Origin of the sequence: Pseudomonas indica NBRC 103045, from assembly GCF_002091635.1 — a bacterium.
GTDB classification, from domain to species: domain Bacteria; phylum Pseudomonadota; class Gammaproteobacteria; order Pseudomonadales; family Pseudomonadaceae; genus Pseudomonas_M; species Pseudomonas_M indica.
Window position 1 is genome coordinate 99,728 of record NZ_BDAC01000010.1, and the last position, 23,807, is coordinate 123,534.

General features: G+C 66.4%; 25 protein-coding genes. 14 read left to right on the top strand and 11 right to left on the bottom strand.

Annotated features, from left to right (window positions below; translation table 11 throughout):
* Positions 1-133 precede the first annotated feature (133 nt).
* The 8 genes from PIN01S_RS13625 to PIN01S_RS13660 all read left to right on the top strand — a co-directional run bounded on the left by PIN01S_RS13625 (position 134) and on the right by PIN01S_RS13660 (position 5,787).
* The gene (locus PIN01S_RS13625) at positions 134-868 is read left to right on the top strand and encodes a Crp/Fnr family transcriptional regulator (protein ID WP_084336219.1); all 735 of its coding nucleotides are present in this window, start codon (positions 134-136) and stop codon (positions 866-868) included.
* A gap of 68 nt (positions 869-936) precedes the next feature.
* Complete coding sequence (locus PIN01S_RS13630; RefSeq protein ID WP_084336220.1) at positions 937-1,530, top strand: RNA polymerase sigma factor; 594 nt, start codon at positions 937-939, stop codon at positions 1,528-1,530.
* A 95-nt stretch (positions 1,531-1,625) separates the two neighbouring features.
* Positions 1,626-1,865 carry a RebB family R body protein gene (locus PIN01S_RS13635; protein WP_084336221.1) on the top strand — a complete coding sequence of 80 codons (240 nt, stop codon included), beginning with the start codon at positions 1,626-1,628 and terminating at the stop codon, positions 1,863-1,865.
* A 29-nt stretch (positions 1,866-1,894) separates the two neighbouring features.
* Positions 1,895-2,545, top strand: coding sequence for a hypothetical protein (locus tag PIN01S_RS13640; protein WP_084336222.1), 651 nt, complete (start codon positions 1,895-1,897; stop codon positions 2,543-2,545).
* A gap of 18 nt (positions 2,546-2,563) precedes the next feature.
* Positions 2,564-4,753, top strand: a complete 2,190-nt coding sequence (locus tag PIN01S_RS13645) for a hypothetical protein (RefSeq protein WP_084336223.1) — start codon at positions 2,564-2,566, stop codon at positions 4,751-4,753.
* An 11-nt stretch (positions 4,754-4,764) separates the two neighbouring features.
* Positions 4,765-4,944, top strand: a complete 180-nt coding sequence (locus PIN01S_RS13650) for a hypothetical protein (protein WP_084336224.1) — start codon at positions 4,765-4,767, stop codon at positions 4,942-4,944.
* A gap of 24 nt (positions 4,945-4,968) precedes the next feature.
* Positions 4,969-5,178: a hypothetical protein gene (locus PIN01S_RS13655; protein ID WP_084336225.1), complete on the top strand. Its 210-nt coding sequence runs from the start codon at positions 4,969-4,971 to the stop codon at positions 5,176-5,178.
* 78 nt (positions 5,179-5,256) lie between these two features.
* A complete protein-coding gene (locus tag PIN01S_RS13660) occupies positions 5,257-5,787 on the top strand; it encodes a hypothetical protein (protein WP_084336226.1) in 531 nt (176 codons plus the stop codon).
* 98 nt (positions 5,788-5,885) lie between these two features.
* Here PIN01S_RS13660 and PIN01S_RS13665 read toward each other — a convergent pair whose 3' ends face one another.
* Positions 5,886-6,854, bottom strand: coding sequence for a DMT family transporter (locus PIN01S_RS13665; RefSeq protein ID WP_084336227.1), 969 nt, complete (start codon positions 6,852-6,854; stop codon positions 5,886-5,888).
* Between the two features lie 273 nt (positions 6,855-7,127).
* Here PIN01S_RS13665 and PIN01S_RS13670 point away from each other — a divergent pair, with 273 nt between their 5' ends.
* Positions 7,128-7,346 carry a DUF6316 family protein gene (locus PIN01S_RS13670; protein ID WP_084336228.1) on the top strand — a complete coding sequence of 73 codons (219 nt, stop codon included), beginning with the start codon at positions 7,128-7,130 and terminating at the stop codon, positions 7,344-7,346.
* A gap of 64 nt (positions 7,347-7,410) precedes the next feature.
* Here the strand turns inward: PIN01S_RS13670 and PIN01S_RS13675 are convergent, their stop codons facing one another.
* Together PIN01S_RS13675 and pap are read right to left on the bottom strand one after the other, a co-directional pair.
* Positions 7,411-8,595 (bottom strand): thiolase family protein, encoded by a 1,185-nt coding sequence (locus PIN01S_RS13675; protein WP_084336229.1) that lies wholly within the window; start codon positions 8,593-8,595, stop codon positions 7,411-7,413.
* A gap of 108 nt (positions 8,596-8,703) precedes the next feature.
* Complete coding sequence (pap, locus tag PIN01S_RS13680) at positions 8,704-10,191, bottom strand: polyphosphate:AMP phosphotransferase (RefSeq protein WP_084336230.1); 1,488 nt, start codon at positions 10,189-10,191, stop codon at positions 8,704-8,706.
* Positions 10,192-10,352: 161 nt separating this feature from the next.
* On the opposite strand from pap, the gene mnmC reads away from it, so the two are divergent.
* Positions 10,353-12,314, top strand: a complete 1,962-nt coding sequence (gene mnmC / locus PIN01S_RS13685; RefSeq protein ID WP_084336231.1) for a bifunctional tRNA (5-methylaminomethyl-2-thiouridine)(34)-methyltransferase MnmC2/FAD-dependent 5-carboxymethylaminomethyl-2-thiouridine(34) oxidoreductase MnmC1 — start codon at positions 10,353-10,355, stop codon at positions 12,312-12,314.
* Positions 12,315-12,539: 225 nt separating this feature from the next.
* Here mnmC and PIN01S_RS26925 read toward each other — a convergent pair whose 3' ends face one another.
* The 5 genes from PIN01S_RS26925 to PIN01S_RS13715 form a co-directional block, all read right to left on the bottom strand.
* Positions 12,540-13,937, bottom strand: a complete 1,398-nt coding sequence (locus PIN01S_RS26925) for a mannan-binding lectin (protein ID WP_084336232.1) — start codon at positions 13,935-13,937, stop codon at positions 12,540-12,542.
* Between the two features lie 431 nt (positions 13,938-14,368).
* Positions 14,369-15,136, bottom strand: coding sequence for an alpha/beta hydrolase family protein (locus PIN01S_RS13700; protein ID WP_084336234.1), 768 nt, complete (start codon positions 15,134-15,136; stop codon positions 14,369-14,371).
* Positions 15,120-16,256 (bottom strand): DUF3182 family protein, encoded by a 1,137-nt coding sequence (locus PIN01S_RS13705; protein ID WP_084336235.1) that lies wholly within the window; start codon positions 16,254-16,256, stop codon positions 15,120-15,122. The genes PIN01S_RS13700 and PIN01S_RS13705 overlap by 17 nt, the downstream gene beginning before the upstream one ends.
* A gap of 156 nt (positions 16,257-16,412) precedes the next feature.
* A complete protein-coding gene (locus tag PIN01S_RS13710) occupies positions 16,413-17,081 on the bottom strand; it encodes a YceH family protein (protein ID WP_084336236.1) in 669 nt (222 codons plus the stop codon).
* A gap of 66 nt (positions 17,082-17,147) precedes the next feature.
* Positions 17,148-17,477 carry a putative quinol monooxygenase gene (locus PIN01S_RS13715; RefSeq protein ID WP_084336237.1) on the bottom strand — a complete coding sequence of 110 codons (330 nt, stop codon included), beginning with the start codon at positions 17,475-17,477 and terminating at the stop codon, positions 17,148-17,150.
* A 347-nt stretch (positions 17,478-17,824) separates the two neighbouring features.
* Between PIN01S_RS13715 and PIN01S_RS13720 the strand changes: the two genes are divergently transcribed.
* A complete protein-coding gene (locus tag PIN01S_RS13720; protein WP_084336238.1) occupies positions 17,825-18,739 on the top strand; it encodes an AraC family transcriptional regulator in 915 nt (304 codons plus the stop codon).
* A gap of 12 nt (positions 18,740-18,751) precedes the next feature.
* On the opposite strand, the gene PIN01S_RS13725 is transcribed toward PIN01S_RS13720, so the two are convergent.
* A complete protein-coding gene (locus tag PIN01S_RS13725; protein WP_084336239.1) occupies positions 18,752-19,822 on the bottom strand; it encodes a diguanylate cyclase in 1,071 nt (356 codons plus the stop codon).
* Positions 19,823-20,115: 293 nt separating this feature from the next.
* A complete protein-coding gene (locus PIN01S_RS13730) occupies positions 20,116-21,042 on the bottom strand; it encodes a LysR family transcriptional regulator (protein WP_425287681.1) in 927 nt (308 codons plus the stop codon).
* Between the two features lie 129 nt (positions 21,043-21,171).
* Here PIN01S_RS13730 and PIN01S_RS13735 point away from each other — a divergent pair, with 129 nt between their 5' ends.
* From PIN01S_RS13735 to PIN01S_RS13745, 3 genes are all read left to right on the top strand, one after another.
* Entirely contained in the window at positions 21,172-22,188 is a 1,017-nt protein-coding gene (locus tag PIN01S_RS13735) for a zinc-dependent alcohol dehydrogenase family protein (protein WP_084336241.1), read from the top strand.
* Between the two features lie 131 nt (positions 22,189-22,319).
* Complete coding sequence (locus tag PIN01S_RS13740) at positions 22,320-22,517, top strand: YjfB family protein (RefSeq protein ID WP_084336242.1); 198 nt, start codon at positions 22,320-22,322, stop codon at positions 22,515-22,517.
* A 107-nt stretch (positions 22,518-22,624) separates the two neighbouring features.
* Complete coding sequence (locus PIN01S_RS13745; protein WP_084336243.1) at positions 22,625-22,948, top strand: I78 family peptidase inhibitor; 324 nt, start codon at positions 22,625-22,627, stop codon at positions 22,946-22,948.
* A gap of 72 nt (positions 22,949-23,020) precedes the next feature.
* Here PIN01S_RS13745 and PIN01S_RS13750 read toward each other — a convergent pair whose 3' ends face one another.
* A complete protein-coding gene (locus PIN01S_RS13750; RefSeq protein ID WP_084336244.1) occupies positions 23,021-23,794 on the bottom strand; it encodes an enoyl-CoA hydratase in 774 nt (257 codons plus the stop codon).
* Positions 23,795-23,807 lie beyond the last annotated feature (13 nt).

Below are 23,807 nucleotides of genomic sequence, written 5' to 3' on the forward strand. Positions count from 1 at the left end.
ACGGCTCTGGCTCCAATGTTTCTTCTGTAACAGCCTTCACAAATCGACACTGCACACGTCCCACTTGATTGATCCTTGAGAGCCGCCGTACTGCCTCATCGGAGTTACCGATCAATCAGGCCAAGGCGAACGCATGCATTCGAACGAGTCAGCGGAAGACAGCCTTCTGCGTCGCGAAACCCTGTCAGGACAATCTCACCTGTTGCACGGCCTGCCGGCAGAGCTGATCCGGCATGTCGCTCTCCATTCGACCGAACGGACCCTGCGTGACAAGGACGTGCTGTTCCTCAAGCACGACCCCGACGACTTCATCGCGCTAGTGATCGCTGGGCAGATCTACACCGTTCTCTACGGGCCGGACGGCCGCGAGTTGATCATCAACGACATCGGCTCCGGCGAGGTGGTGGGGGAAACCGCGCTGATCCAGCCGAGCCGGCGCGAGACCTCGGCCTATGCCTCAGGCCCCACGCAGGTGCTGATCCTGAGCCGGCGCCACTTCGCCCCGCTGATCGCCAACCCGACCTTCCTCGAGCGCGCCCTCGCCCTGCTCTGCTCGCGGCTGCGGGAAGCCTCCAGCTTCGTCGAGATGGTCTGCCTGCATCGCCTGGAATCCCGCCTGGCGCGCTACCTGCTGGCCAGCCTGGCGCAGGATGCGTCCGCCTCCGACGCGGCCAGCGCGGCGTTGCCGGCCAACCAGAGCATCCTCGCGGCGATGCTCAATGCCAGCCGGCCGAAGCTCAACGCCCAGTTGCAGAGCTGGAAGCGCCAGGGCCTGATCAGTTGCCGCAGCGACCGCATCCTGATCAACGACATCGGCCAGTTGCGGCGCATGGCGGAACTGCCCTCCGGCGCGGTGTCACCCAGGTAACAGCGTCGCCGGGCATGCCCCACTCAGACTGCCTCCCAGGCATGAGCACACACAGGGAGGTGGCAACGATGGAGTGTCTTACCCGGCTGAATGGTGGCTTCCTCGGCATCGACCGGCTCTTCGAGCAGAGCTGGCGCGCCGTCCAGCCTAACCTGCGCAAACGCGCACAGCGCCTGGCCCGGGGCGATCGCGAGCGGGCCGAGGAGTGGCTCAGCAACACCGCGCTCAAGGCCCTGCTGTTTCTCCGCCGCGCCCCCGAGCGCATTCGCGACCCCGAGGGCTTCATGTTCCTCGTCCTGGAACACGTCTACCTGGACAGCGCCCGCCATCACCAGCGCGAGAACCGGCTGTTCGACCATGGCGTGGACCTGCACAGCGAGCAGATCGACCGCTTCGCCTCGCCCGCCAACCTCCTCGAGCGCCTCGAACAACTGGAGCGGCTCGCCCAGATCGGCGCCGCGGTCGCCCGCCTGCCGCTGCCCCAGCAACGTCTGTTCGAGCTGCGCTTCATCGAGGATCGTCCCTATGCCGACATCGCCGACGAACTGGGCATCACCCAACCGCTGGTGCGCAAACGCGTGCAATTGCTGCGCAGCCGGTTGGGCGACCAGCTTTTTTCACAAGGGCGTTCACAAAGCGGCGGCAGCCGCGTTCCTTCCTGACGAGCGATTCGGACACGCGGTGAGCGAGGGCCCCTCTCCCGATCCGGGAGCGGCGGCACGACGAAGCCAGCCGTTTTCATCCCAAGGAGAGTTCCATGGCAGACAACACAGAGGTCAATCCGCAGATCACCGACGCCGTCACCCAGACCAACGTCAAGGTGGTGGCCGAAGCCCCGGCCCAGGCCATCGCCTCGCTCTACCAGGTCGCCAGCCACTCGGCCGGGCTATCGCTGCAGAACGCCGTGTACAGCCAGCAGGCCCTCAACCAGATCTCCACCGCCGTGGTCTCCAAGGCCGTGTCGATGATCATGGCGATCGGCGAAAAGACCTCGTGATCGGCTAGCCCAGGACAGGAGCACAGGACATGTTCGGCTTCGGCAAGAAACCCGCTTCTCCAGAAGGCACCGGCAACGGGACGGCACCACCCGCGCCCGATGAAACGGCGAGCACGCCCGCACAGGACGATCCCCCGGCCACGCCCGGCCCCGGCGTCGCGCTGCCGAAGCGCCCGTCGACCCTGTCGGCGATGACCGACCGCCTGCTCAACCAGTCCGGCAAGGCCACACCGCCCGACACCAGTGCGCTGAACAGCCAGATCGTCCAGGCGGTGCAGTTGAGCAACGCGGAAACCGCCAGCTATGCGCCGTCGCAGATCGCCACCGCGCCGGACATGATGATCAGCCAGGCCTCTGCGCTGGTGGCGCAGTCCGCCGCCAACTACTTCGACGGCGTGAGCAAGATTGCCCTGGCGAGCCAGGCCGTCCTGCTCAAGCAAATGACCGAGAACATCGCCGAGAACAAGCTCGCCCAGGCCGCCGAGGACGCCCTCGGCGCGCTCGCCACCGACCTGCTGATGGGGGCCGCCGCCGCGGTTGCCGCAGCCGCCGGCGCACTCGAAGCCGAATCGGCCAGTTTCGCCATCGACAAGATCGACCAGAGCATCGCGAAGTACGCCGACACCCTGGCCAACCGCAACGGCAAGACGACGCCGCCCGCCGGCGGCGACGCGTCCTGATAGCAGGAGAACACGCCCATGGCCTACTTCACGCTGGACAAGCCGACCCTGTTCATGGGGTACCCCTTCGACTTCCACAGCCACTTCGCCGGCATCCTACCGGTGGAAAGCCGCATGCACTGGTCCGCCGCCGACTGGCCCGCACAGCCCATTCCGCTGCCGAAGGGACGGAGCACCACCTTCCAGGTCGCCAAGGGTCAGGAGCTGTCGTTGATCGGCCTGCTAATGGCGAAGAACGGCATCCACCCGGACGCCCCGCACGAGGCGAGGGAGAAGGCACGGGAAGCGGCACACTACGAACTCTTCGAACTGGCCCTGCAACGCACCATCGCCCGCAACCCCTTCCTGGCCTTCGACAAGGAAGCCTACCTGCGCGGCGAATGCGCGGCGGAAAGCACCTACCTGGCCTGCGCCATCCTGCTCCAGCGCTTCGGCAACCTCGGGGTCGCCCCGGCCATCGACCAACCCGACCTCTACCGCGCCGTCGCCGAGCTGCTGCGCTCCGAGGCGGTCCGCGACGCGGAAACCTTCGAACTGGTGCGCTACTTCAACCGCAAAATCTGGACGGCCAACAAATACACGCCGTTCGACGATGCCTACTGGACCCGCGGCATCATCCGCGACCGTCACCCCGAGCTGTTCGCCGGCTTCACCCTCTGCTTCCTGCGCGAAGAGGGCATCGCCTACACCCAGACGGCCACCGGCGAAGACGAGATCGACGACCTGAACACGCTGTTCGCCGCCTTCAACCAGGCCCACGGGACCGCCTACCGGCTGCTCGCCCACACCGCTCACGGTTACACGGCGCTGACCCCGTTCAACAAGGATCTGGCGGCCATCCGCACGCACTTCGAGCTGGTCGGCGACGCCCCGAAAAGCCCCACGCTGGTCGGCATCGACCTGCTGGGCGCGGAAACCCGCACGGGCTTCTATCGCGACTTCTTCGCCTTCGTCCTGGGCTCGCTTTCGCTATTCAAGACCTACGCGGAAAAGAACCCGGATACCCGCAAGGTGGTGCTGCACATCCATTGCGGCGAAGGCACCGGCATCTCCGACAACAACCGGTCGCTGTGCGGCTACTTCCTGCGCAACGCCACCCACGTCGAGCCTGGCGTGTTCTATCGCAACCTCTGCGCCTATGCCTACAAATGCTACGCCAACACCCTGCTGCAAGGCCCGGTGAAGCAGCGCGACAAGCGCAACCGCGGCCTGTCCACCGACGACCACAGCGCCCTGGCCGGACTGTTCGACGAGCTGTTCCAGGACAACAGCCTGACCGTCGCCGGGCTGCGCCTGCGCCGCTTCGACATTACCAGCGCCACCACCCAGAGCCTGGTCGCCTACTACGCCCGGACCAACATCATGAACCTGAGCCGCGCGCTCGACGCCCAGGACGGGCAAGGCCCGACCTGCTACGAGCGGCTGACGGAACCGGACTCGCCGTTCACCCTGCGCATCGGCCACGCCTACCACTACCGCAACTACATCGCCAGCAAGTACCCCGCCTTGCTGTTCGACACCAACCTCGGCAGCAACTTCATCACCGGTGCCGCCGGCCTGTTCGATTCCGCCCAGGCCTACCGCCTCAATCGCGGCCTGCGCCATCTGAATGGCTTCATCGGCACCGACGTGCTGCGCGAGCTGATCGACGCCGTGGCCTACCAGGGCGAAGAGCGCCTCGACCAATCCCAGATCGACTACGTCTATGGCCTTACCGCGAGCGAAGCGGCCTTCCACCAGGGCATGCAGCACTTCGCCCAGCACCTGCCGCCCGGCACGCCGGCAGCGATAGGCGACCGGCTGCACTTCTACTTCCAGCAGCAATGCGACCTGCATCGGCCGCTCTGCGAGGGCAAGGGATACCCGCTGCTGCAGCTCTACCTGAAGCTGTTCGCCCAGGTGCTGAACTGGCGCTCCTACCTGCTCGGCGCCGACGGTCAGGGTGTGGAGCACTCCAACGTCCAGGACGAGGCCATGCGCATGAGCATCTTGCTCAACTATGGCCTGGCCAGCCGTGAGGGCCGGATTCTCGAAGCGTCGCTGGAAAACACCCACCGGCTCTTCGTCGCCTTGGGCAAGGCGTACTGGGACGCCACCATCGGCACGCCCGGAGAGCCGGCCATCGCCCTCGAGTGGCGCCGGCTGAGCCGGCTGGAAGGCTTCGAATCGCCCGACTCGGTCGTGCTGATCGAGTCGCGGCGAATCTGAGGAGATCCACCATGCCCTCCTTCGTCCAGTACCTGATTCGCAGCGAGTCGAACGGCCCGGTAACCGCGGCAGCCGAACCGCCGGCACCGCCCGCCGACACCCCCGCGCCGCGCCGCACGGGCAAGCGCCTGATCGAAGTGCAGGACAGCGACGTGGCCAAGTTGTTGAGCCTGCTGAAACTGCTGAAGTGAGCCCACCCCACCAGGAGAACCGCCATGCAAGACGAACTGGAAAACCTCAAGGAACAGGTCAAGTCCCTGCTCTCCGATTGCCTTAACCAGTGGTTGCAGTCGCTTTCCCAGGACCACCCGAACGACATCCTGGCGCGCCTCAGCCAAATGGCGTTGCAGCTGAGCACCGCCCATACTGCCTTGCACACCGCCTCGGCCCTGTGCGCCACGCCGTCCGGCGACGGCAGCAGTTGACGACGGGGCCGCGCCCCTCACGGGCGTGCCTTCCCGGCACGCCCAACGCCACGCATCGCCTTACGGGAAGGAGTACCCATGGCCACTTCGGACGAACTGAACCAAAGCCTCAACCGACTGGCGGAAAGCTGGCTGAAACGCCCGCTGACCGCCGTGGAACGGCAGCAGTTGCAGCAATTCCAACTCGGTCTGGCCGACAAGGCCGGCAGCAACCCCGCCGCCCTGGCCCGACAGCAGGTCGAACAGGCCATCGAGGCCGGCAAGCAGCAGACCCAGGACTCGATCCGGCAGATCCTGCAGAACGTGCAAAGCGCATCGACCCAGGCCCTCCAGGCCCACGAGAACGGCGAGCAGGCGATCCTCAAGGCGGTGACGGCGGCCCATTCCCTGGCCGACCTGCACCCGGCCACATCCGGCTCCACCCAGGCCGGTACCGATCCGGCGGCAACCGCACAGATCGCCAGCCGCCTGGAGGAACTGGTGAAGAACGAAGTACAGAAGTGCTTCGAGCAGAACTTCGGCGCGCTCAAGACCCAGCTCGAAAACGCCATCGCCGCCCTCAACGAAACCCACAAGACCGCGCCGTCCGGCACACCGCCCCGGTCATAGGTCGCTGAGTCCTGTAGAGGCGAATTCATTCGCCTAGGGGCGGTTACGCCGGGCGAATGAGTCCGCGCCGCGTGAGTGCATAAGCCCGCTCATACGACCTACAGGCCCAACTCCTCCTCGTTCCGCACCCGCCGTGCTCTCCAGCCGGCGAGCATGGATGGGCCGATGGCGGTGAGTGCCGAGCCCAGCACCACCAGCAGGGCGCCGCCATAGGCGAGGGTGTTGATCTGTTCCGGCTGTACGTGGTCCGGCCAGAGGCTGGCGGCCAGGGCGACGGAGCCGAAGGTCACCAGCGGAGTGATGGCCAGGGTCGCGCTGACCCGCGAAGCTTCCCAATGAGCCAGGGCTTCGGCGAAGGCGCCGTAAGCCACCAGGGTGTTCAGGCAGCAGGCCAGCAGCAGCCAGCCTTGCAGCGGGCTCAGCTCCAGAACCTGAAGCGGCAGGGCCCAAGGGGTGATGAGCAAGGCGCAGCCGAGATAGATCACCATCATCACCTGCAGCGAGTTCCACACGGTAAGCAGCTGCTTCTGCGCCAGCCCGTAGAACGTCCAGACGAAGGCCGCCAGCAATACCGTGAGCACGCCAGCGGTGTAGGCGGTCAGCGAGGTCAGCAGCTCGCCCAGTCGCTGGTTGAAGAACAGGCCGAAACCCACCAGCAGAATCGCCAAGCCAATGCCCTGCCCCAGGCTGAAACGCTCGCGGAAGATGAACAGACTGCTGATCAGCAGCAGGATGGGTGCTACCTGGATCACCAGTTGGGTGGTGCCGGGGCTGAGCAGCTTCAGGCCGATCAGATAGAGCACGTAGTTGGCCGTCAGCCCGGCGATGGCCGCCGTCACCAGCCAGGCGCCCTTGCGCCCCAGCAGCCGGAAGCGCGGCAGGCGGCGGGTCGCGGCGAGGTAGGCCAGCAACAGGGAACCGGACACCAGCAGGCGGTACCAGGTCACGGTGATCGGGTCCATGGCCTGCAGGACTTCCTTCAGCTTGATCGGCAGGATGCCCCAGAGTACGGCGGTGAGCAGGGCGAGCGACAGGCCGTACAGCCAACGGCCGGAGGAGATGTGCATGGCAGCCTCGGAAGCGACCCCGAATGCGGAGGAATGACGGGCGGGCCGCGACCGACCATTCTAGGGAGTGTGCCGGTAGCGGCACAGCCACAGTTCCTGTCCATTGCGTCAGGCAACTGTACCGATCGACAGCGGGACTCGTCAGGCGTTTGGCGCCAAAAACAGCGATTCTCGGCGATCGAGACGGCTTTCCGACCATTGGTCGCCCAATCGGGCAAGCCTGCCATGCCGAATTAGACTGAAATCAGCCAGTCTGTCTCGGGAGATTCGACCATGTATGGAAAACGCGCAGTCGATGCACTGCCTGGTACGCATTACCGGAGTGATCGCATCAGTTCGGTGAACGGCCAATATTTCTTCGCCACCCGCGAAGGTACGCTCGAAGGCCCCTTCTTCACCCGGGTGGACGCCGAACACGAGATCGGCCGTTACATCCAGCGCATGCAGCAATCCAGCGCCCTCTACGGCCGAGCGGTCCCCAGCCGCAGTTGATCGCGCCATCCCCTCTCTTTGATACGGCAGGCTCCGCGCGAGGCGGAGCCTGCCTGTTGCCGCCTCAGCGTACCGCTTCGAACAGCCCGGTCGCGCCCATCCCGCCGCCCACGCACATGGTCACCACGCCGTAGCGCAGTTTGCGCCGCTGCAGTTCGCGCACCAGATGGCCGACCTGGCGTGAGCCGGTCATGCCGAAGGGATGGCCGATGGAGATGGAACCGCCGTTGACGTTGTACTTCTCGTTGTCGATTTCCAGCCGGTCGCGGCAATACAGGCACTGCGAGGCGAAGGCTTCGTTCAGTTCCCAGAGATCGATGTCGGCGACGCTCAGGCCCTTGGCCTTGAGCAGCTTGGGCACCGAGAACACCGGGCCGATGCCCATCTCGTCCGGCTCGCAGCCGGCGGCGATGAAGCCGCGGAAGAATGCCTTCGGCTTGAAGCCGAGTTCCAGGGCCTTGTCCAGGCTCATCACCAGGGTCATGGATGCCCCATCGGAGAGCTGCGAGGCGTTGCCGGCGGTCACCGAACCGTCCTCGGCGAAGGCCGGCTTCAGACCGGCGAGGCTTTCCAGGGTGGTGTCGGGACGGTTGCAGTCGTCGCGGTCGACCACGCCGTCGAGGATTTTCTTCTCGCCGCTGGCCTTGTCCTCCACCAGGTACTTCACGCTCATCGGCACGATCTCGTCGGCGAACAGACCCTCGGCCTGGGCTCGGGCGGTGCGCTGCTGGCTTTGCAGGGCATAGAGGTCCTGCTGCTCGCGGGTCACGCCATAGCGGCGGGCGACGATCTCGGCGGTCTGGCCCATAGGGAAGTAGATACCGGGGAAGCGCTCCTGGATGAGCGGGTTGTACAGGTGATCGGTATTGACGCTCTTCAGGGTCAGGCTGATGGACTCCACCCCGCCGGCGACGATGATGTCGCTGCAACCGGACGCCACCTGGTTGGCGGCGATGGCGATAGCCTGCAGGCCGGAGGAGCAGTAACGGTTGAGGGTCATGCCGGCGACCTGGATGCCCAGGCCGGACAGCACTGCCACATTGCGGCCGATGTTGTAGCCCTGGGCGCCTTCGTTGGAACCGGCGCCGACGATGCAGTCGTCCACCAGCGCCGGGTCGAGATCGTTGCGCGCCAGCAGCGCGTTGACGCAGTGGGCCGCCATGTCGTCCGGCCGGGTCTGGTTGAACTTGCCGCGGAAGGACTTGGCCAGGCCGGTCCGCACGCTGTCGACGATCACCACTTCACGCATGGCACACCTCTTGTTGTTCTCAGGTTGACGATCAGCCGAGCATAGAACCGCCACGTCGCCCGCGGCGACGATCATTCATCGGCCGTATGCGGCGCCATGGCGAGCGTTTCAATCCCGCGCGAAGGCCGCCTCCAGCGCATCGTTGAGGGTGCGCAGCACCTTGACCCGGGCGAAGCGCTTGTCGTTGGCCTCGACCAGCGTCCAGGGTGCGATCTCGCTGCTGGTGCGGTCGACCATATCGCCTACCGCATCGCTGTACCTGTCCCACTTCTCGCGGTTGCGCCAGTCGTCCTCGGTGATCTTGAAGCGCTTGAAGGCGGTCTGCTCGCGCTCCTTGAAGCGCTGCAACTGGGTGTCCTTGTCGATGGCCAGCCAGAACTTCACCAGCACCACGCCGGCGCGGGTGAGCTGCTCCTCGAAGTCGTTGATCTCGCCGTAGGCACGCAGCCAGTCCGCCTCGCTGCAGAAGCCCTCGACCCGCTCCACCAGCACGCGGCCGTACCAGGAACGGTCGAACAGGGTGAACATGCCGCGCCCCGGAATGTGTCGCCAGAAGCGCCAGAGATAGGGTTGCGCGCGCTCCTCCTCGGTGGGCGCGGCGATCGGCACGATGCGGTACTGGCGCGGGTCCAGCGCCCCCGCGACACGGCGGATGGCACCACCCTTGCCGGCCGCGTCGTTACCCTCGAACACCGCCACCAGCGCGTGCTTGCGCATGCGCTTGTCGCGCATCAGCCCGGCCAGGCGCGCCTGCTCGGTGGCCAACTGTTCTTTGTAGCGGTCCTTGTCCAGGCTCTGGCTCATGTCCAGGCTGTCCAGCAGGCCGAGGTTGTCCAGGCTGGAAACCAGCGGCGCGGCGTGCGGCTGACGGACCGGCCGATGCTTGTTGGCCAGGGCCGCCTGCATGCCCTCCAGCAGGATGCGGCCGACAGTCAGGCTGCGGTAGTGCTCGTCGAAGCCTTCCACCACGTACCAGGGCGCGTAGTCGCGGCTGGTGCGGCGCAGGACCCGCTCGCCGTAGCGCACGAACTTGTCGTAGGTCTTCGACTGCTGCCAGTCCAGCGGGCTGAGCCGCCAGCTGTGCAGCGGGTCGTCCTTGAGCGTCTTCAGGCGCGCCTTCATCTGCTGCTTGGACAGGTGGAACCAGAACTTGAAGATCAGCGCACCCTCGTCGCAGAGCATGCGCTCCAGTCGCTCCGCGCCCTCGATGGCCTGGTCCAGCACCGGGTCCTTGAAGTTGCCGTGGACCCGCCCCTGGAGCATCTGGCTGTACCAGTTGCCGAAGAAGATGCCCATCCGCCCCTTCGGCGGCAGCCGCCGCCAGTAGCGCCAGGCCGGCGGGCGGGCCAGTTCCTCGTCGGTCTGCTGGTCGAAGGTTTCCACCTGGATCAGCCGGGGGTCCATCCACTCGTTGAGCAACTTGACCGTTTCGCCCTTGCCGGCACCCTCGATGCCGTTGATCAGCACGATCACCGGGAAACGCGCCTGTTGCTGCAACTCGTACTGGGCCTCCAGCAACGCCTCGCGCAACACCGGCACTTCGGCGTCGTAGGTGTCCTTGTCGATGGCGTGACCGATCTCGGCGGATTCGAACATGCAGGCTCTCCCTCCTGAATGGCGTCAACTCAATGGGCGCACCGGCCCGATTCCGCACAGCCTAGCGGATTGGCACAGGCCCGTGTGGGCGCCGGAATGCCGCACGCCGCTGCCGTGCTTGCGCGCTACAATGCGCGCCTCCGCGCCATGGTGTCCTTGCGATGTCCGACACTCCCCACGCCCAGCTCGACTGGGACGAACAAGGCCAACCGCTGTCCAGCGTGTTCGGCGATGTCTACTTCTCCCGCGCCTCGGGCCTGGAGGAAAGCCGCTACGTGTTCCTCGGTCACAACGACTTACCGCAGCGCTTCGCCGCCCTGCCGGCCGGCGGACGGCTGACGATCGGCGAAACCGGATTCGGCACCGGGCTGAACTTCCTCTGCGCCTGGCAACTGTTCGAGCAGACGGCGCCGGCCGATGCGCGGCTGCATTTCGTCAGCGTGGAGAAATTCCCGCTGCACCGCGACGACCTGCAGCGCGCCCTGGCGCTGTGGCCGGAGCTGGCCGACTACGCCGGGCAGTTGCTGGTGCAATACGTGGCCATTCATCCGGGCTTCCAGCGCCTGGTGTTCGCTGGCGGGAGGGTGGTGCTCACCCTGCTGGTGGGCGATGTGCTGGAGTGTCTGCCGGAACTGGATGCACACATCGACGCCTGGTTCCTCGACGGTTTCGCGCCCTCGAAGAACCCGGAGATGTGGACGCCGGAGCTGTTCGCCCAAATGGCCCGGCTGTCCGCCCCCGGTGCAACCCTGGCCACCTTCACCTGCGCCGGTTTCGTTCGTCGCGGATTGAACGAGGCCGGCTTCGAGATGAGCAAGGTCAAGGGCTTCGGCCAGAAGTGGCAGATGCTGCGCGGCCGCTTCGTCGGCACCCCGCAGGCAACCGCCAAACCCTGGTTCGCCCGCCCCGACTGGCGTCCCACGGAGCGCAGCGCCCTGGTGATCGGCGCCGGCATGGCCGGTTGCGCCACCGCCGCCAGCCTGGCCGCGCGCGGTTGGCAGGTGACGGTACTGGAGCGCCACGCCGGGCCGGCACAGGAAGCGTCCGGCAATCCGCAGGGCGTGCTTTATCTCAAGCTGTCCGCCCACGGCACGCCGCTGTCGCGTCTGATCGTCAGCGGCTTCGGCCATAGCCGCCGCCTGCTGGAACGGCTGGAGCGCGGTGCCGAGTGGGATGCCTGCGGCGTGCTGCAACTGGCGTTCGACGAGAAGGAAGCCGAACGCCAGGCGCAACTGGCCGACGCCTTCACGGATGGCCTGTTGCAGCGCCTGGATCGCCAGCAGGCCGAAGATCTGGCCGGCGTGGCGCTGCCGGCAGGCGGGCTGTTCTTCCCGGAAGCCGGCTGGGCGCATCCGCCGGCGCTGTGCCGCAGGCTGTTGGAGCACCCGAACATTCGTCTGCTGACGCACCGCGAGGCGCTGTCGCTGGAGCGGGTCGGTGAACGCTGGCAGGCCCGTGCCGGCGATACGCTGTTGGCCGAGGCACCAGTCGCGGTGCTGGCCGGCGCCGCCGATATCCAGCGCTTCCCCTACGCCGCCGACCTGCCGCTCAAGCGCATCCGCGGGCAGATCACCCGTCTGCCGGCGACCCCGGAAAGCCGGGCGCTGCGTACCGTGGTCTGTGCCGAGGGCTATGTCGCACCGGCCCGTGGTGACGAACACACCCTGGGCGCCAGCTTCGATTTTCACAGTCAGGACTGCGCCCCGACGACGGCCGAGCACGCCAGCAACCTGGATTTGCTGCGGGAGATTTCCACGGACCTCGGCGACCGCCTGCAGGCCGACCGCCTCGACCCGGCCAACCTGCAAGGGCGCGCCGCATTCCGCTGCACCAGCCCGGACTACCTGCCGGTCGTCGGTCCGCTGGCGGACAGCCAGGCCATGGCCGAGGCCTACGCCGTGCTGGCCAAGGACGCCCGCCAGGTGCCAGACACACCCTGCCCCTGGTACGTAGGGCTGTACGTCAACAGCGGCCACGGCTCGCGCGGTCTGGTCACCGCGCCGCTATCCGGCGAGCTGCTGGCCGCCTGGCTCGACGACGACCCCCTGCCCCTGCCGCGCAGCGTGGCCGAAGCCTGCCACCCGAACCGCTTCGCCCTGCGCCGGTTGATTCGCGGGAAATGACGGCAGTGCCGGTGGGCGAATGAATGCGCTCCCACCGGAAGACACGATTCCGCTCTTCGTAGGAGCCAGCTCTGCTGGCGATTCGTGCGTTCGGCGATACTCCGCTTCGCGAGCAGAGCTCGCTCCTACAAAAGGCAAAGACGGCGACTCGCCGCCAAGGGCTCCAGCCACGCCGCCGACAACGACCCCGCGGGGCCTGGCAGACGTGGCCGCAGCCACACCCTGTCAACCGCCGCAACAACCGCAGACGGACATCACACCCGGCTCGGTGGTTTTCCAGTTGCCGTTCCAGCCGCCCTTGTTCTGGCAAGTCTGCACGCACTTCTGCTGGGCGTCCTGGTTGCTCCAGATCGGCCCGGCCTGGACGTCGTTGGCCTTGCACTGGCCCTGCATCACATCGTCGAAGATGTGGCTGAGGCTGGAGGACGGCAGCGTGTTGCTGTTGCCCGAACCGGCGAATTGGTGGCAACCGAAGCAGTTGGAGACGAACGTCGCATTGAGATCGATGTTCTGTACCGTGGTCTCCATCACCGTGTTGGCCAGGCGCATCGAGCCGCGCTGGTTGGAGACGGTGGACGACGGCTGGGTGACGTCGTTCTCCCAGAGCGCACCGACCATCATGTAGTTCTGCCAGACGGACATCGGGCTGCTGCTCGGCAGCGCGGCCAGCATGGCCTGGATCTGGGTGTTCATGCTGTCGATGATGGCGATGTTGTCCGTGCCTTCGTGGTCGCTCGGGTCGGTGCCGTCATGGAACACCCGGCAGATTTCCGTTGGCGTCCCGGTCAGGCTCTGGCTCTCCACGGCCTGGTTGAAGGCGCAGTCCGACGACGGGTTGGGCAGCTCGCCGGCGCATTTAGCGCTGGTGAACGACCAGCCGGAAGCCGGCGCGGTGCCCGGGTTGGCGCATTCGGGCGCGTTGGCGCGGTGCTCGAAGGTGGCCCAGATGAACTCCGGGTGCAGCGCCGTGGCCATGACAATGTGGAAACCCACCATACCCAGCAACTCATCGCCGGGCACGCCGTCCACGTTCGCTTCGATCCAGAAGTACTGCGGCTTCTCCGCGTCGGTGATGATGCGCCAGGCGATCTTCATCTCGGTGGTGCCAGCCGGGAATTGCGGCTGCGACTGGATCTGCCCGACGTTGCACAGGTTGCGGCTGAAGCGCACCTCGTAGAACACCACATTGCCGTCCTGGTCGTAGATGGTCGCCCCCTTCGCCGCCTGGCCGGTGCGGTCGGGCAGGTTGAACGGCGTGTCGGCAGCGACGGGCTTGACGGTGCGGACGAACATCACTTCCTTCGGAGCATTGGGCGAACAGGAATCCGTCCCGGTGGCCTGGAGCACGGGGAAGCTGGTGGGCACCTGGAAGTTGCGCAGGCTGGCATCGCTCGACGACGGGCTGGTCAGTTGCAGGAACCACTGCCAACTGAATTGGTAGAAATCGCAGAAATCGGCATTGCTGCCCTCGGGGATTTCACCGGGTGGGTTGGGGCTGGTGATCCAGCTCTGGCTGGCGGCACAGCTATCATCGGCAACGGCAGCCCTGCCACCGAGCAGCGACAACGCCAGCAACAGGAGGAACAGACACCGACCCGGTAGGGATTCGAACACGCGAGGCATGGTTATCTCCTTGTAATGCGGATCATCCAATGGCTGATACGGCAAAGCGGTTCGGGGCCAGCGACATCGAAGCCGGGCGGACCTCCCATGCGGGGAATGAATGGGAACGCACCCACCCCGGCAAGCCGGAGCGGAAAGAAACGGGGAAGGGCCATAGAGGCCTGGAAGCGTGAAACGGCGGACCGCCAGCGGACATCCTTTTCCATCCCGGCCTTCCTTGCGCCTGCGCGCCAGTCGGTTGCTACGGGGATAGCCTGATCCGCCCGGATGGCGGAGCCTGGACGCTAGGAACGGACCGGAAGCGGCGAAGAGGAAAACAACGGAGGCTCCTGCCAACGGGTGAGTCCTGCGGTGCAGTTCACGCTAGAAGAGCACCACGGACTTTGCAAGGCGGGCTCGGGTGGTATTCGGCCTCCCCTGCCCAAGTCCGATCAGACCGCCACTTCCTCGAACACACCATCGCCAATGCGTGCGCCAACCACCATTTCCGTTGCCCAGTTGATCAGGAGGGAGGTGTACGCCTGTCGGCAGGCTTCGCTCGTGAGGCCATGGTCGGCACCATCGATGATGCGGTGGGTCAGCGAATGGGCGCGGGCGAACGCCGACAGGTAGTTGGTGATGGTGGTGTGCGGGATCAGGTGGTCCTGTTCGGACTCGACGATCAGCACGTCGCCCTCGAATGCCGCGCAGGCCGCCAAAGCCCGATTGGCCGTGGGTGGCAGCGGGGTGTTGCGGTATTCCACCAGGTCCTTGCGGTCGAGTTCGCGCTTCGGCGTCAGCCAGCCTTCGTCGCGGTACAGCGCCGGCACGCGCAGCGCGAGCCAGCGCACCGGGCGCAGGCTGGTGAGGATGGTAGACAGATAGCCGCCGTAGCTGCTGCCGACCACGGCGATGGCCGAAGGATCGATGGACGGGTGGCGGGCCAGGCGATCGTAGGCGGACAGCAGGTCGCGCAGGTTGTCTTCGCGGGTGACGCGCTGCTGTCGCTCCAGCGTTCGTTCATGGCCGCGCATGTCGAAGGTCAGGCATACGCAGCCGAGCCCGGCCAAGCCCTTGGCCCGCGCGATGTCGCGCTTCTGGCTGCCGCCCCAGCCGTGCACGAACAGCACGCCAGGCATTTTTGCGCTTGGCGCCAGCAGGGTCGCATCGATCTGTTCGTCGTCGACGGCGATCTCCAGCGCCTCACTCCGGGTGTTCATAAGCCTCCACCGTGATGTACTTGGTGATTCGTCCGACCTCTTCGTCGAGGCCATCGAACAGAATGTCCGCCTGTGGGGGTGGAGTCTCCCGACCGCCATAGAGTTCCACTGTCGAGGCCCGCACCGCGCGTTGCCCGCCGCCGTGGAACGCCTGGAGCGCAGCGACTTCCGCGCCGCTGGCGCCACCGATGCGCCAGGATTGTTCGAGCACGCCGGAGCGAACCCGCCCCCGGGCGTCCACCCCCTGGCCGATGTCGTAGTTGCGCCGCGAGGCCAGCAGGCCGGCGAAGCATTCGCTGGCGGCGCTGTCGTAGAGCTGGGCCTGGGTGACGGCGAGGCGCGCCGCCTCCGGCAGGTCGAGCTGCAGCAGTGCGTCGAAGTCGCCCCGCACCACCAGCAGGTCGGAGCCACCGTAGACGGTCTCGCCCTGGTTGTCGACGGTCAGCCGCTGGGTGCCGCAATAGCTGGAGAGCAACTCGCCGACCCGCACCCGGCCGACGCTGAAGGTGGTCATGCGTTCCAGGTGCTCTTCCAGCACCAGTCCGCAATTGGCCAGCTCGTCGACGCATTGGGCGTCCAACGCGGCTTCCAGTTCCGCGACGTCGTTGACCACCATTTGCCCGCGCCCGGCGGTGGCCCGCACCGGCTTGATGCGGATCGGCCCGTCGGCGAACAGGCGCCGCGCCGCCGTTCGCGCATCGTCGAGGCTGAACACGGTGAAACCCCGGAACACCGCGCGCTCGACACGCCGGCCGAACGCCGCCGACCAGCCGGCCGGCGCCGCCGCCTTCGCCCGCACCAGCGGATGGGTGATGGCCTTGGTGGCCATGAAGGAATGCGGCACCACGCCGCCGAACAGGTCCTGCTCGCTGGCGATGCCCAGTCGGCGGGCTTCGTCGAGGCCGACGATGCTGTCGCTCGGGACGAAGTAGACCGGTTCCGGCGGGCGGGCCGTGGGGTCGAAATCGCCACGGAAGTCCATCCCCAACAGTGCCGCGAGCCGCTGCGCCAGCGCCGCGTGCACCACCCGCTCGTGCTGCGGTTCCGAACGCCGGTTGGGATAGAGCACGACACTGCCGCGCGCCTTCGGCGCCGTCCGTTTCAACCGTGCCGCCCCCATGGCCACGTCCTGCGAACGGTCTGAAGAAAAGCCTCGTTCACCATGCCACACCCCGTCCGCTGCACCTGCACTGTTGAGTCGCAAAGACCCGGCGAGGTTCAGCCCGGGCGACGGAACGGGGGCGCCGCTCAGGACAACCGGAACGGCCAGCGCGCGTCAGTCGGCGACCCGCTGCTCCAGCCGCGCCAGACGTTCCTCCAGTTCGGCCAGGCGGGCTTCCAGTGCATCGACCCGCTCGTCCGCCTGTCCTGCGCCGCTGCCCTGGCGTGCGTCCTGGGCCTGGCGGGCGGCGAGCAGTTGTTCGAGATCGGCCGGATCGCCCAGCAGGTGCATGTAGCGGTCTTCGCGCTGCCCCGGCTGGCGCGGCAGCTTGCAGGCCAGGCCGCGGGCGATCAGACGCTCCAACGGATGCTGAAGGTCGTCCAGGTCGTCGAACTCGAACATCCGGTTGCTGCGGGTGAGCAGTTCATTGAGGGTCTGCGGGCCGCGCAGGAACAACAGGCCGATCAGCACCACCTGTGCCGGGGTCAGCTCCAGGCCCTTCTCCGCACGGTGTTCCCAGCGGTCGGCGCGGCTGCCCATCACCAGCCGCACCAGGCCGCGATCCTCCAGGCGGCGCAAGCTCTGGCCGACCTGGCCGGCGGTGAGGTTCATCACCGGCTCGCGGCTGGTCTTCTGGTTACAGGCGAGCAGGAGTGCGTTGAGTGTCAGCGGATAGGCTTCCGGGGTGGTGGCCTGCTTCTCAATCAAGCTGCCGACGATGCGGACTTCGATGGCGTTGAGCGGTTCGACCGGCTGGGATTGGGCATCCGTCTCGGTGGTCATGTCGATATCCCTGGCAGTGAGAAAGCCTCTAGCCTACCCGACTGCCATGGCTTTGACATGGGCCACTCAAGCGGCCCCCTCCCATTCAAGGTCATCGGCACGGCAAGGGAAGCTGCACAACTCCACCTGGCTGACGGAGCGGTCCATCAGGATATCCGCGAACACCTGGACCACCGGCATGGCGAGGTGGGCGGTCATGGCTTCCTCGGACGCCCACAACCCACGCACCCGCCAGAGATCGGGATCGTCCGGCACCCGTTCCAGTTCGTAGCGAAGGCACCCCGGCGTGCGACGCGCCGGCTCCAGCAACACGCGAAGGCGGTTGCCCAATGCGTCCGCGCGGCCGGTGCGGGCGCGAACCAAAGCCAGGCTAGTGACAGGCATCGTTTCGCTCATGTCAGTGCTCCTTGAAAGGCGGCTGGAGAAGGCCGGAGGCCGGATTGCCCATGGAAACCGGCAACCCTGGAGGCTTCCCGCCCCTCCTCCAATATCGGACCGTTCCAGAGTAGGGCTTCGCCGATAGGACCCGATAGTCGATTCCTGCCGGGTTCTTGCCCAAAACTGCCGGGCCGGCCGGCACGCGGGAGAAGTCCGCGGGAGCCCGTCACAAGGCTGTCATGCGCGGGTTGCCAAGCGTTGCACGTTCCTGCCGATTGCTTGCACGATCCTGCACGGGATGGGGGAGCCCGCAGATTTGTTCATCGCGCCCCGCTAAGCTGGTGAAAAGTCCAAGGAGGCCCATCATGCCGGATACCGCCGCGCTTCCCCTCGATATCGAACAGCGCCAGAACGAACTGGCGGCGCTGATCTCGCGCTTCACCACCGCCGAAGGCATCCATCAGACCGCCATTGCCCCGCTCGACCTGATTCGCGGCGACAAGACTACTTCCTTCACTCCGGGGGTCTACCAGCCCAGCCTGTGCATCATTGCCCAGGGCCGCAAGGAAGTGATGCTCAACGACGAGCGCTATGTCTACGACCCGCTGAACTACCTGGTCGCCTCGGTGACCCTGCCGGTGACCGGCTCGGTGATCGAGGCTTCGCCGGAACAGCCCTATCTCTGCGTCAAGCTGGCCATCGACCCGGCGGAGATCGGCAGCCTGATCGCCGATGCCGGCCCGCTCGGCCTGTCCACCCAGGATCGTCGCGGCCTGTATCTCGGGCGTGTCGATGCGCCGCTGCTGGATGCCGTGCTGCGCCTGATCCGCCTGCTCGACACGCCGAAGGACATCCCCATGCTGGCGCCGCTGGCCCTGCGCGAAATCTTCTACCGCCTGCTACGCAGCCCCCAGGGCCAGCGCCTGGTGGAGATCGCCATCGCCGACAGCCAGACGCACCGGGTGACGCGCGCCATCGAGTGGCTGAACCGCTATTACCACAAGCCATTGCGCATCGAGGAATTGGCGCGGACGGTCAATCTCAGCCCGTCGACGCTACATCACCGTTTCAAGGAAGTCACCGCCATGAGCCCGCTGCAATACCAGAAGCAGTTGCGCCTGCAGGAAGCCCGCCGGCTGATGCTGGCGGAAGGGTTGGAAGCCTCGGCGGCCGGCTACCGGGTGGGTTACGAGAGCCCGTCGCAGTTCAGCCGCGAGTACAGCCGCCAATTCGGCGCGCCGCCGCTGCGCGACCTCGCCCGGCTGCGCAGCTCCGCCTGACGCCGGAGCGCGTCAGCCCTCGACCGGCGGCGGATGGTGCAGCGCATCGTTGGCCATGCTCACCTGGTTGCGACCGGACGACTTGGCGACGTAGAGCGCCTGGTCGGCGTCCTTGAGCCAGTCGGAAGCATCCCGCTGGTAAGGGCTGTAGCCGGCCAGGCCGATGCTCAGGGTGATACGCAGCTCGGGCGCCAGCTCGGTGCGCACGTCGCCCAGGCTTTCCCGCAGCCGCTCCATGATCTCCTTGGCCAGCACCGGCGGGGTGTTCGGCAGGATCACGCAGAACTCGTCGCCACCGTAGCGCCCGGCCAGGTCCTCGCTACGCAGGTTCTGCACCAGACGCTCGCTGAGCAGACGCAGCACGCTGTCGCCGACGATGTGCCCGTGGGTGTCGTTGATCGCCTTGAAATGATCGATGTCGATCAGCGCCACCGTGGCACGCTGATGGTGACCGCGACACTTGAGGAATTCGACCTGCAGCAAGTCTTTCCAGTAGCCATGGTTGTATAGGCTGGTCAGGCTGTCGGTACGGCTGACCGCCCGCAGGGCGCGCTTGTGGTCGGCCAGTTGAATGGTCAGGCGGTAGCACACCAGGCCCAGCGACAGCGGATAGAGCACCAGCATCGGTAGGCAGGCGTAGAGCTGTTCGAGTCGGGTCTCGGGGGAAAACGCCGGGCCGAATACCAGCAGTGCGATTACTACGCCTGTCAGTTGCGCCAGGCTGCCGGCGAGGAAGAAGCGCGCCCCACCGGCGGCGACATTGTTCATCGCCATCATCGAGAGAATGGTCACGCTGGGCAGCGCATTGAACTGCATCGCGCCGGTCCAGAAGCCGCCGAACACCGAGTCGATCAGCAGGTTGCGATGCTCCGCGCGGTAGGGGGTCGGGGAATGCTTCGCCAATTGGAAAGCCAGGTGTGGCCAGAGATAGCCGTTGAAAACCAGCAGCGCCCAGACCCAGGCCGGCTTGTCGAGGTACCAGAGCCCAGCAGCGACGCAGAAGAAACCGACCCCAAGACCGAACAGGCGCGGCGCGTAAAGACGTCTGGCGAACGAAAGCCCCTGACCGGCATTCCTTTGCATAAGCGACTCAGTACCTCGATGGTGGATAGCGGCGACTATATATGTAGACGATAGACCTGTGCTCACTGGCTGCCGCCTCTACCACCATTTCCTACCCGTCAGCGCATAAGCCGCCCCTTCGCCTCTACAAAGAGGGTCCGGGTTGTTTTTGTAGGAGCGAGCTCTGCTCGCGAACCGGGCCACGCAGAAACATCGCCAGCAGAGCTGGCTCCTACTCCTACACAGAAGGCTGGCGTTTCGTGTAGGGCGAATTCATTCGCCCAATGCAACCCGCACCCCGGTTAAGCCCGCCCTTATGTCGGGCGACATTCCTGCGGTGCGATGCGGGCCGGTATTTCTTCCACCAGCGCATCGATCGCCACGCGAATCTTCGAAGGCAGGTAACGGGTCTGCGGCCAGACCGCATGGATCTCGGTGGGCAGCACCCGCTCGTTGGTTACCACCAACGCCAGCTCGCCGGAGCGCACATGCGGGGTGAGCAGCCAGCACGGCAGGCGCGCGAGCCCGGCGCCGGCCACGGCGGCGTCGGCGATGGCCTGCAGGTCGTCGAAACGCAGCTTGCTGCGGATGTGCGGCTCATGCAGCCGGCCCTCCTCGTCGAGCACCTGCCACGGCGATTCCTGGCCGGTCTGGGAATAGTGGATGCCGACGTGCCCGGACAACTCCTCGATGGTGCGAGGCCAGCCGTGGGCATCCAGGTAGGACGGCGCCGCGCAGATCGCCAGGTGCTGGGTGCCCAGCCGGCGCGCCGCCAGGGTGCTGCTGTCGCGCAGATCGCCGACACGCACCGCCAGATCGAACCCTTCCTCCAGCAGATCGGCCACCCGGTCGCTGAAGGCGATCTCCACTTCCAGGCGTGGATACTGACGCGCCAGACGGGTCAGCACCGGCGCTACGCAATGCCGGCCGAACAGCACCGGCACGCTGACCCGCAGACGGCCGCTGGGCTCGCGACGGCCGTCATCCAGCGCCGCTTCGGCGTCTTCCAGTTCGGCCAGGGCGCGCTTGCAGCGCTCGTAATAGGCCTGGCCATCCTCGGTCAGGCTCTGCCGCCGCGTGGTCCGGTGGAATAGGCGCACGCCGAGGCGGCGTTCGAGGCGGGCGATGCTCTTGCCCACCGCCGAGCGGGTGAGGCGCATGCGCTCGGCCGCCTGGGCAAAACTTCCCGCTTCCACGGCCTGGACGAAGGCATCGATGCCCTGCAAACGCTCGCTCATGATTGATTCCCATCAAGCTACACAGCAAGGAGGAAATTACACCACTGAAAACCCCAAGGCACCTATATCGTATTGTCTGTCGCCACGGAGGCACGAGATCCGTGGGCCACTCTCAACCAATGGAGATTGCTCATGAAGGCTTATCAGATCGTTTCCGGTACCAGTATCGCCGGCCTCGAGCCCGTCGAACGCGCCGCCCCCACGCCGGCCCCGCACGAGGTGCTGGTGCGGGTCAGGGCGGTATCGCTGAACTATCGCGACCTGATGGTGGCGCGCGGCAACTACATGGTGTCGCGCAACGAACCGCTGGTGCCCTGCTCGGACGGTGCCGGCGACGTCATCGCCGTCGGTTCCGAGGTCAGCGGCTTCAAGGTGGGCGACCGGGTGATCGGTACGTTCTTCCCCCATTGGGTGGACGGCGCACCAACTCCGCAAAAGGCAGCCGGCGCGCTCGGCGCGGAAGCCGACGGCATGCTGGCCGAGCAGGTGGCACTGCCGGAAAGCGCACTGGTGCGGATTCCCGATCACCTGGACTACGTAGAAGCCGCCACCCTGCCCTGCGCCGGGGTCACCGCCTGGAACGCGCTGTTCGTCGAAGGCCGCCTGAAGCCAGGCGACAGCGTACTGCTGCTCGGCACCGGCGGGGTTTCGATCTGGGGCCTGCAACTGGCCAAGGCGGCTGGACTGCAGGCGATCATCACCTCGTCCAGCGACGAGAAGCTGGTCAGGGCCCGCGAACTCGGTGCGGCTGCGACCCTCAACTACCGCACCACACCGGAATGGCAGGACGAGGTACGGCGCCTCACCGACGACCGCGGTGTCGACCTGGTGCTGGAAGTCGGCGGCCAGGGCACCCTGAAGCGTTCGGTGGCCTCCACGGCCATGGGCGGCACCGTCGCCATCATCGGCGGCGTCAGCGGCTTCGGCGGCGAATTCGAACCCTTCGCGTTGATCGGCGGGGCCAAACGCCTGAGCGGCATTTTCGTCGGCAACCGCACCATGACCGAAGACCTCGCCCGTTTCGTCGGCGTGACCGGCATTCGCCCGGTGGTGGACCGCGTGTTCGACTTCACCCAGGCGCGGGATGCCTACGCCTACCTCGATGCCGGCCGGCATTTCGGCAAGGTGGTGATCACGGTCGGCGACTGACCTGGCCGGGCGCGGCTCCTGCCGGGCCGCGCCAGCCACGACCTTTCGTCCCCTGGCGCCCGCTGTCGGGTTTCACGGTGGGCGCATCCCGGGTTAACCTGCGGGCTCGCCCTTCCGGCCCCGGGACCCGCATGGAAATCTCCAGCCTCACCAGTGCCTTCACCGCCGCCACCGCCGCGCAGCTCGCGATGGAAACGTCCGTGCAGGTCCTGGACAAGGCGCTGGACGTCCAAGCCCTGAGCGCCCTCGCCCTGATCGAGGCCCTGCCACCCCTGCCCTCCGGTGCCAATCCGCCCAACCTCGGCAACTTCATCGACACCACCGCCTGACAAGCGCCGATACACAGGCGCCGGGAACACCGCCTCGCCGGAACAGTCCGATGCACACCTCGCCCATGGCGGGTATGGTTGTGCCTTACGCCCCCCAAGGAGAAAGCATGTATCCCAAGCGACTCATCATCGGCTGCGCCCTGGCCTTCGTCACCCTGGCCGGCTGCAGCAGCACGACGGATAAACCCGCCCAGGCGCCGGCAGAGCCGGCCGGCGATCACTTCAGCGGCCGATGCGACGCCGCACCGGTACAGGGCCTGATCGGCAAGACCGCCAGTTTCGAAATCCTCGAAGAAGCCCGCCGCAAAGCCGGCGCCCAAACCGCGCGCGTGCTGGGACCGAACGACGCGGTGACCATGGAATACAACGCCCAACGCCTCAACCTGGAAACCGACGCCGCCCAAGTGATCCAGCGGGTTACCTGCGGCTGACATGGCGAAGCACCCCGGCGTCTGGTCATTGCCAGACGAACTGCAGAAGAGGTGCAGATCGTAGTTGGGCTCTCAAGCGAAGCGAGAGAAATCCGGCTTCCGCCTTTGCAAAAACGCGCTCAGCGCCTCGACCGCCTCCGGCGAACGCAGGCGCTGGCCGAACAGCTCGCCTTCTTCGGTGATCACCCGACGCAGCTCCTCGCGCCCCGGCGCGCGCATCAGACGCTTGCTGTCGGCCACCGCGGCCGGCGGCAGCTCGAGGAAGCGCAAGGCCCGCTCCCGCGCTCTGGCCAGGGTGGCCGGGCCATCGTCCAGCGCTTCCAGGGCAATGCCCCAGGCCGCCGCCTGCTCGCCGCTGAACCCTTCGCCCAGCAGCAGCAATTCGGCGGCCCGAGCCTGACCGAGCAGACGCGGCAGGATCAGGCTGGAACCGAATTCGGGGCACAGGCCGAGGTTGACGAACGGCATTTTCAGACGGGCATCCCGGCTCACGTAGACCAGGTCGCAATGCAGCAGCAGCGTGGTGCCGATGCCCACCGCCGGCCCGGCCACCGCCGCCACCACCGGTTTGCTCAGCTCGAACAGCGCGCGCATGAAATGGAACACTGGGCTGTCCAGGCTGCTTGGCGGTACCTTGAGAAAATCTTCAACATCGTTGCCGCTGGTGAAGCAGGTGTCGCTGCCGGCGATCAGCACCGCGCGTACCGTCGGGTCCCGGTCGGCCTCGGTCAGCGCATCGGCCAGGCGGCTGTACATGGCGCGGGTCAGTGCGTTGAGCTTGTCCGGGCGATTGAGACGCAGGGTCAGCAGCCCCTGCTCGCGTTCGACGAGGATGTGGTCGGTCATGGCGATTCCCTGG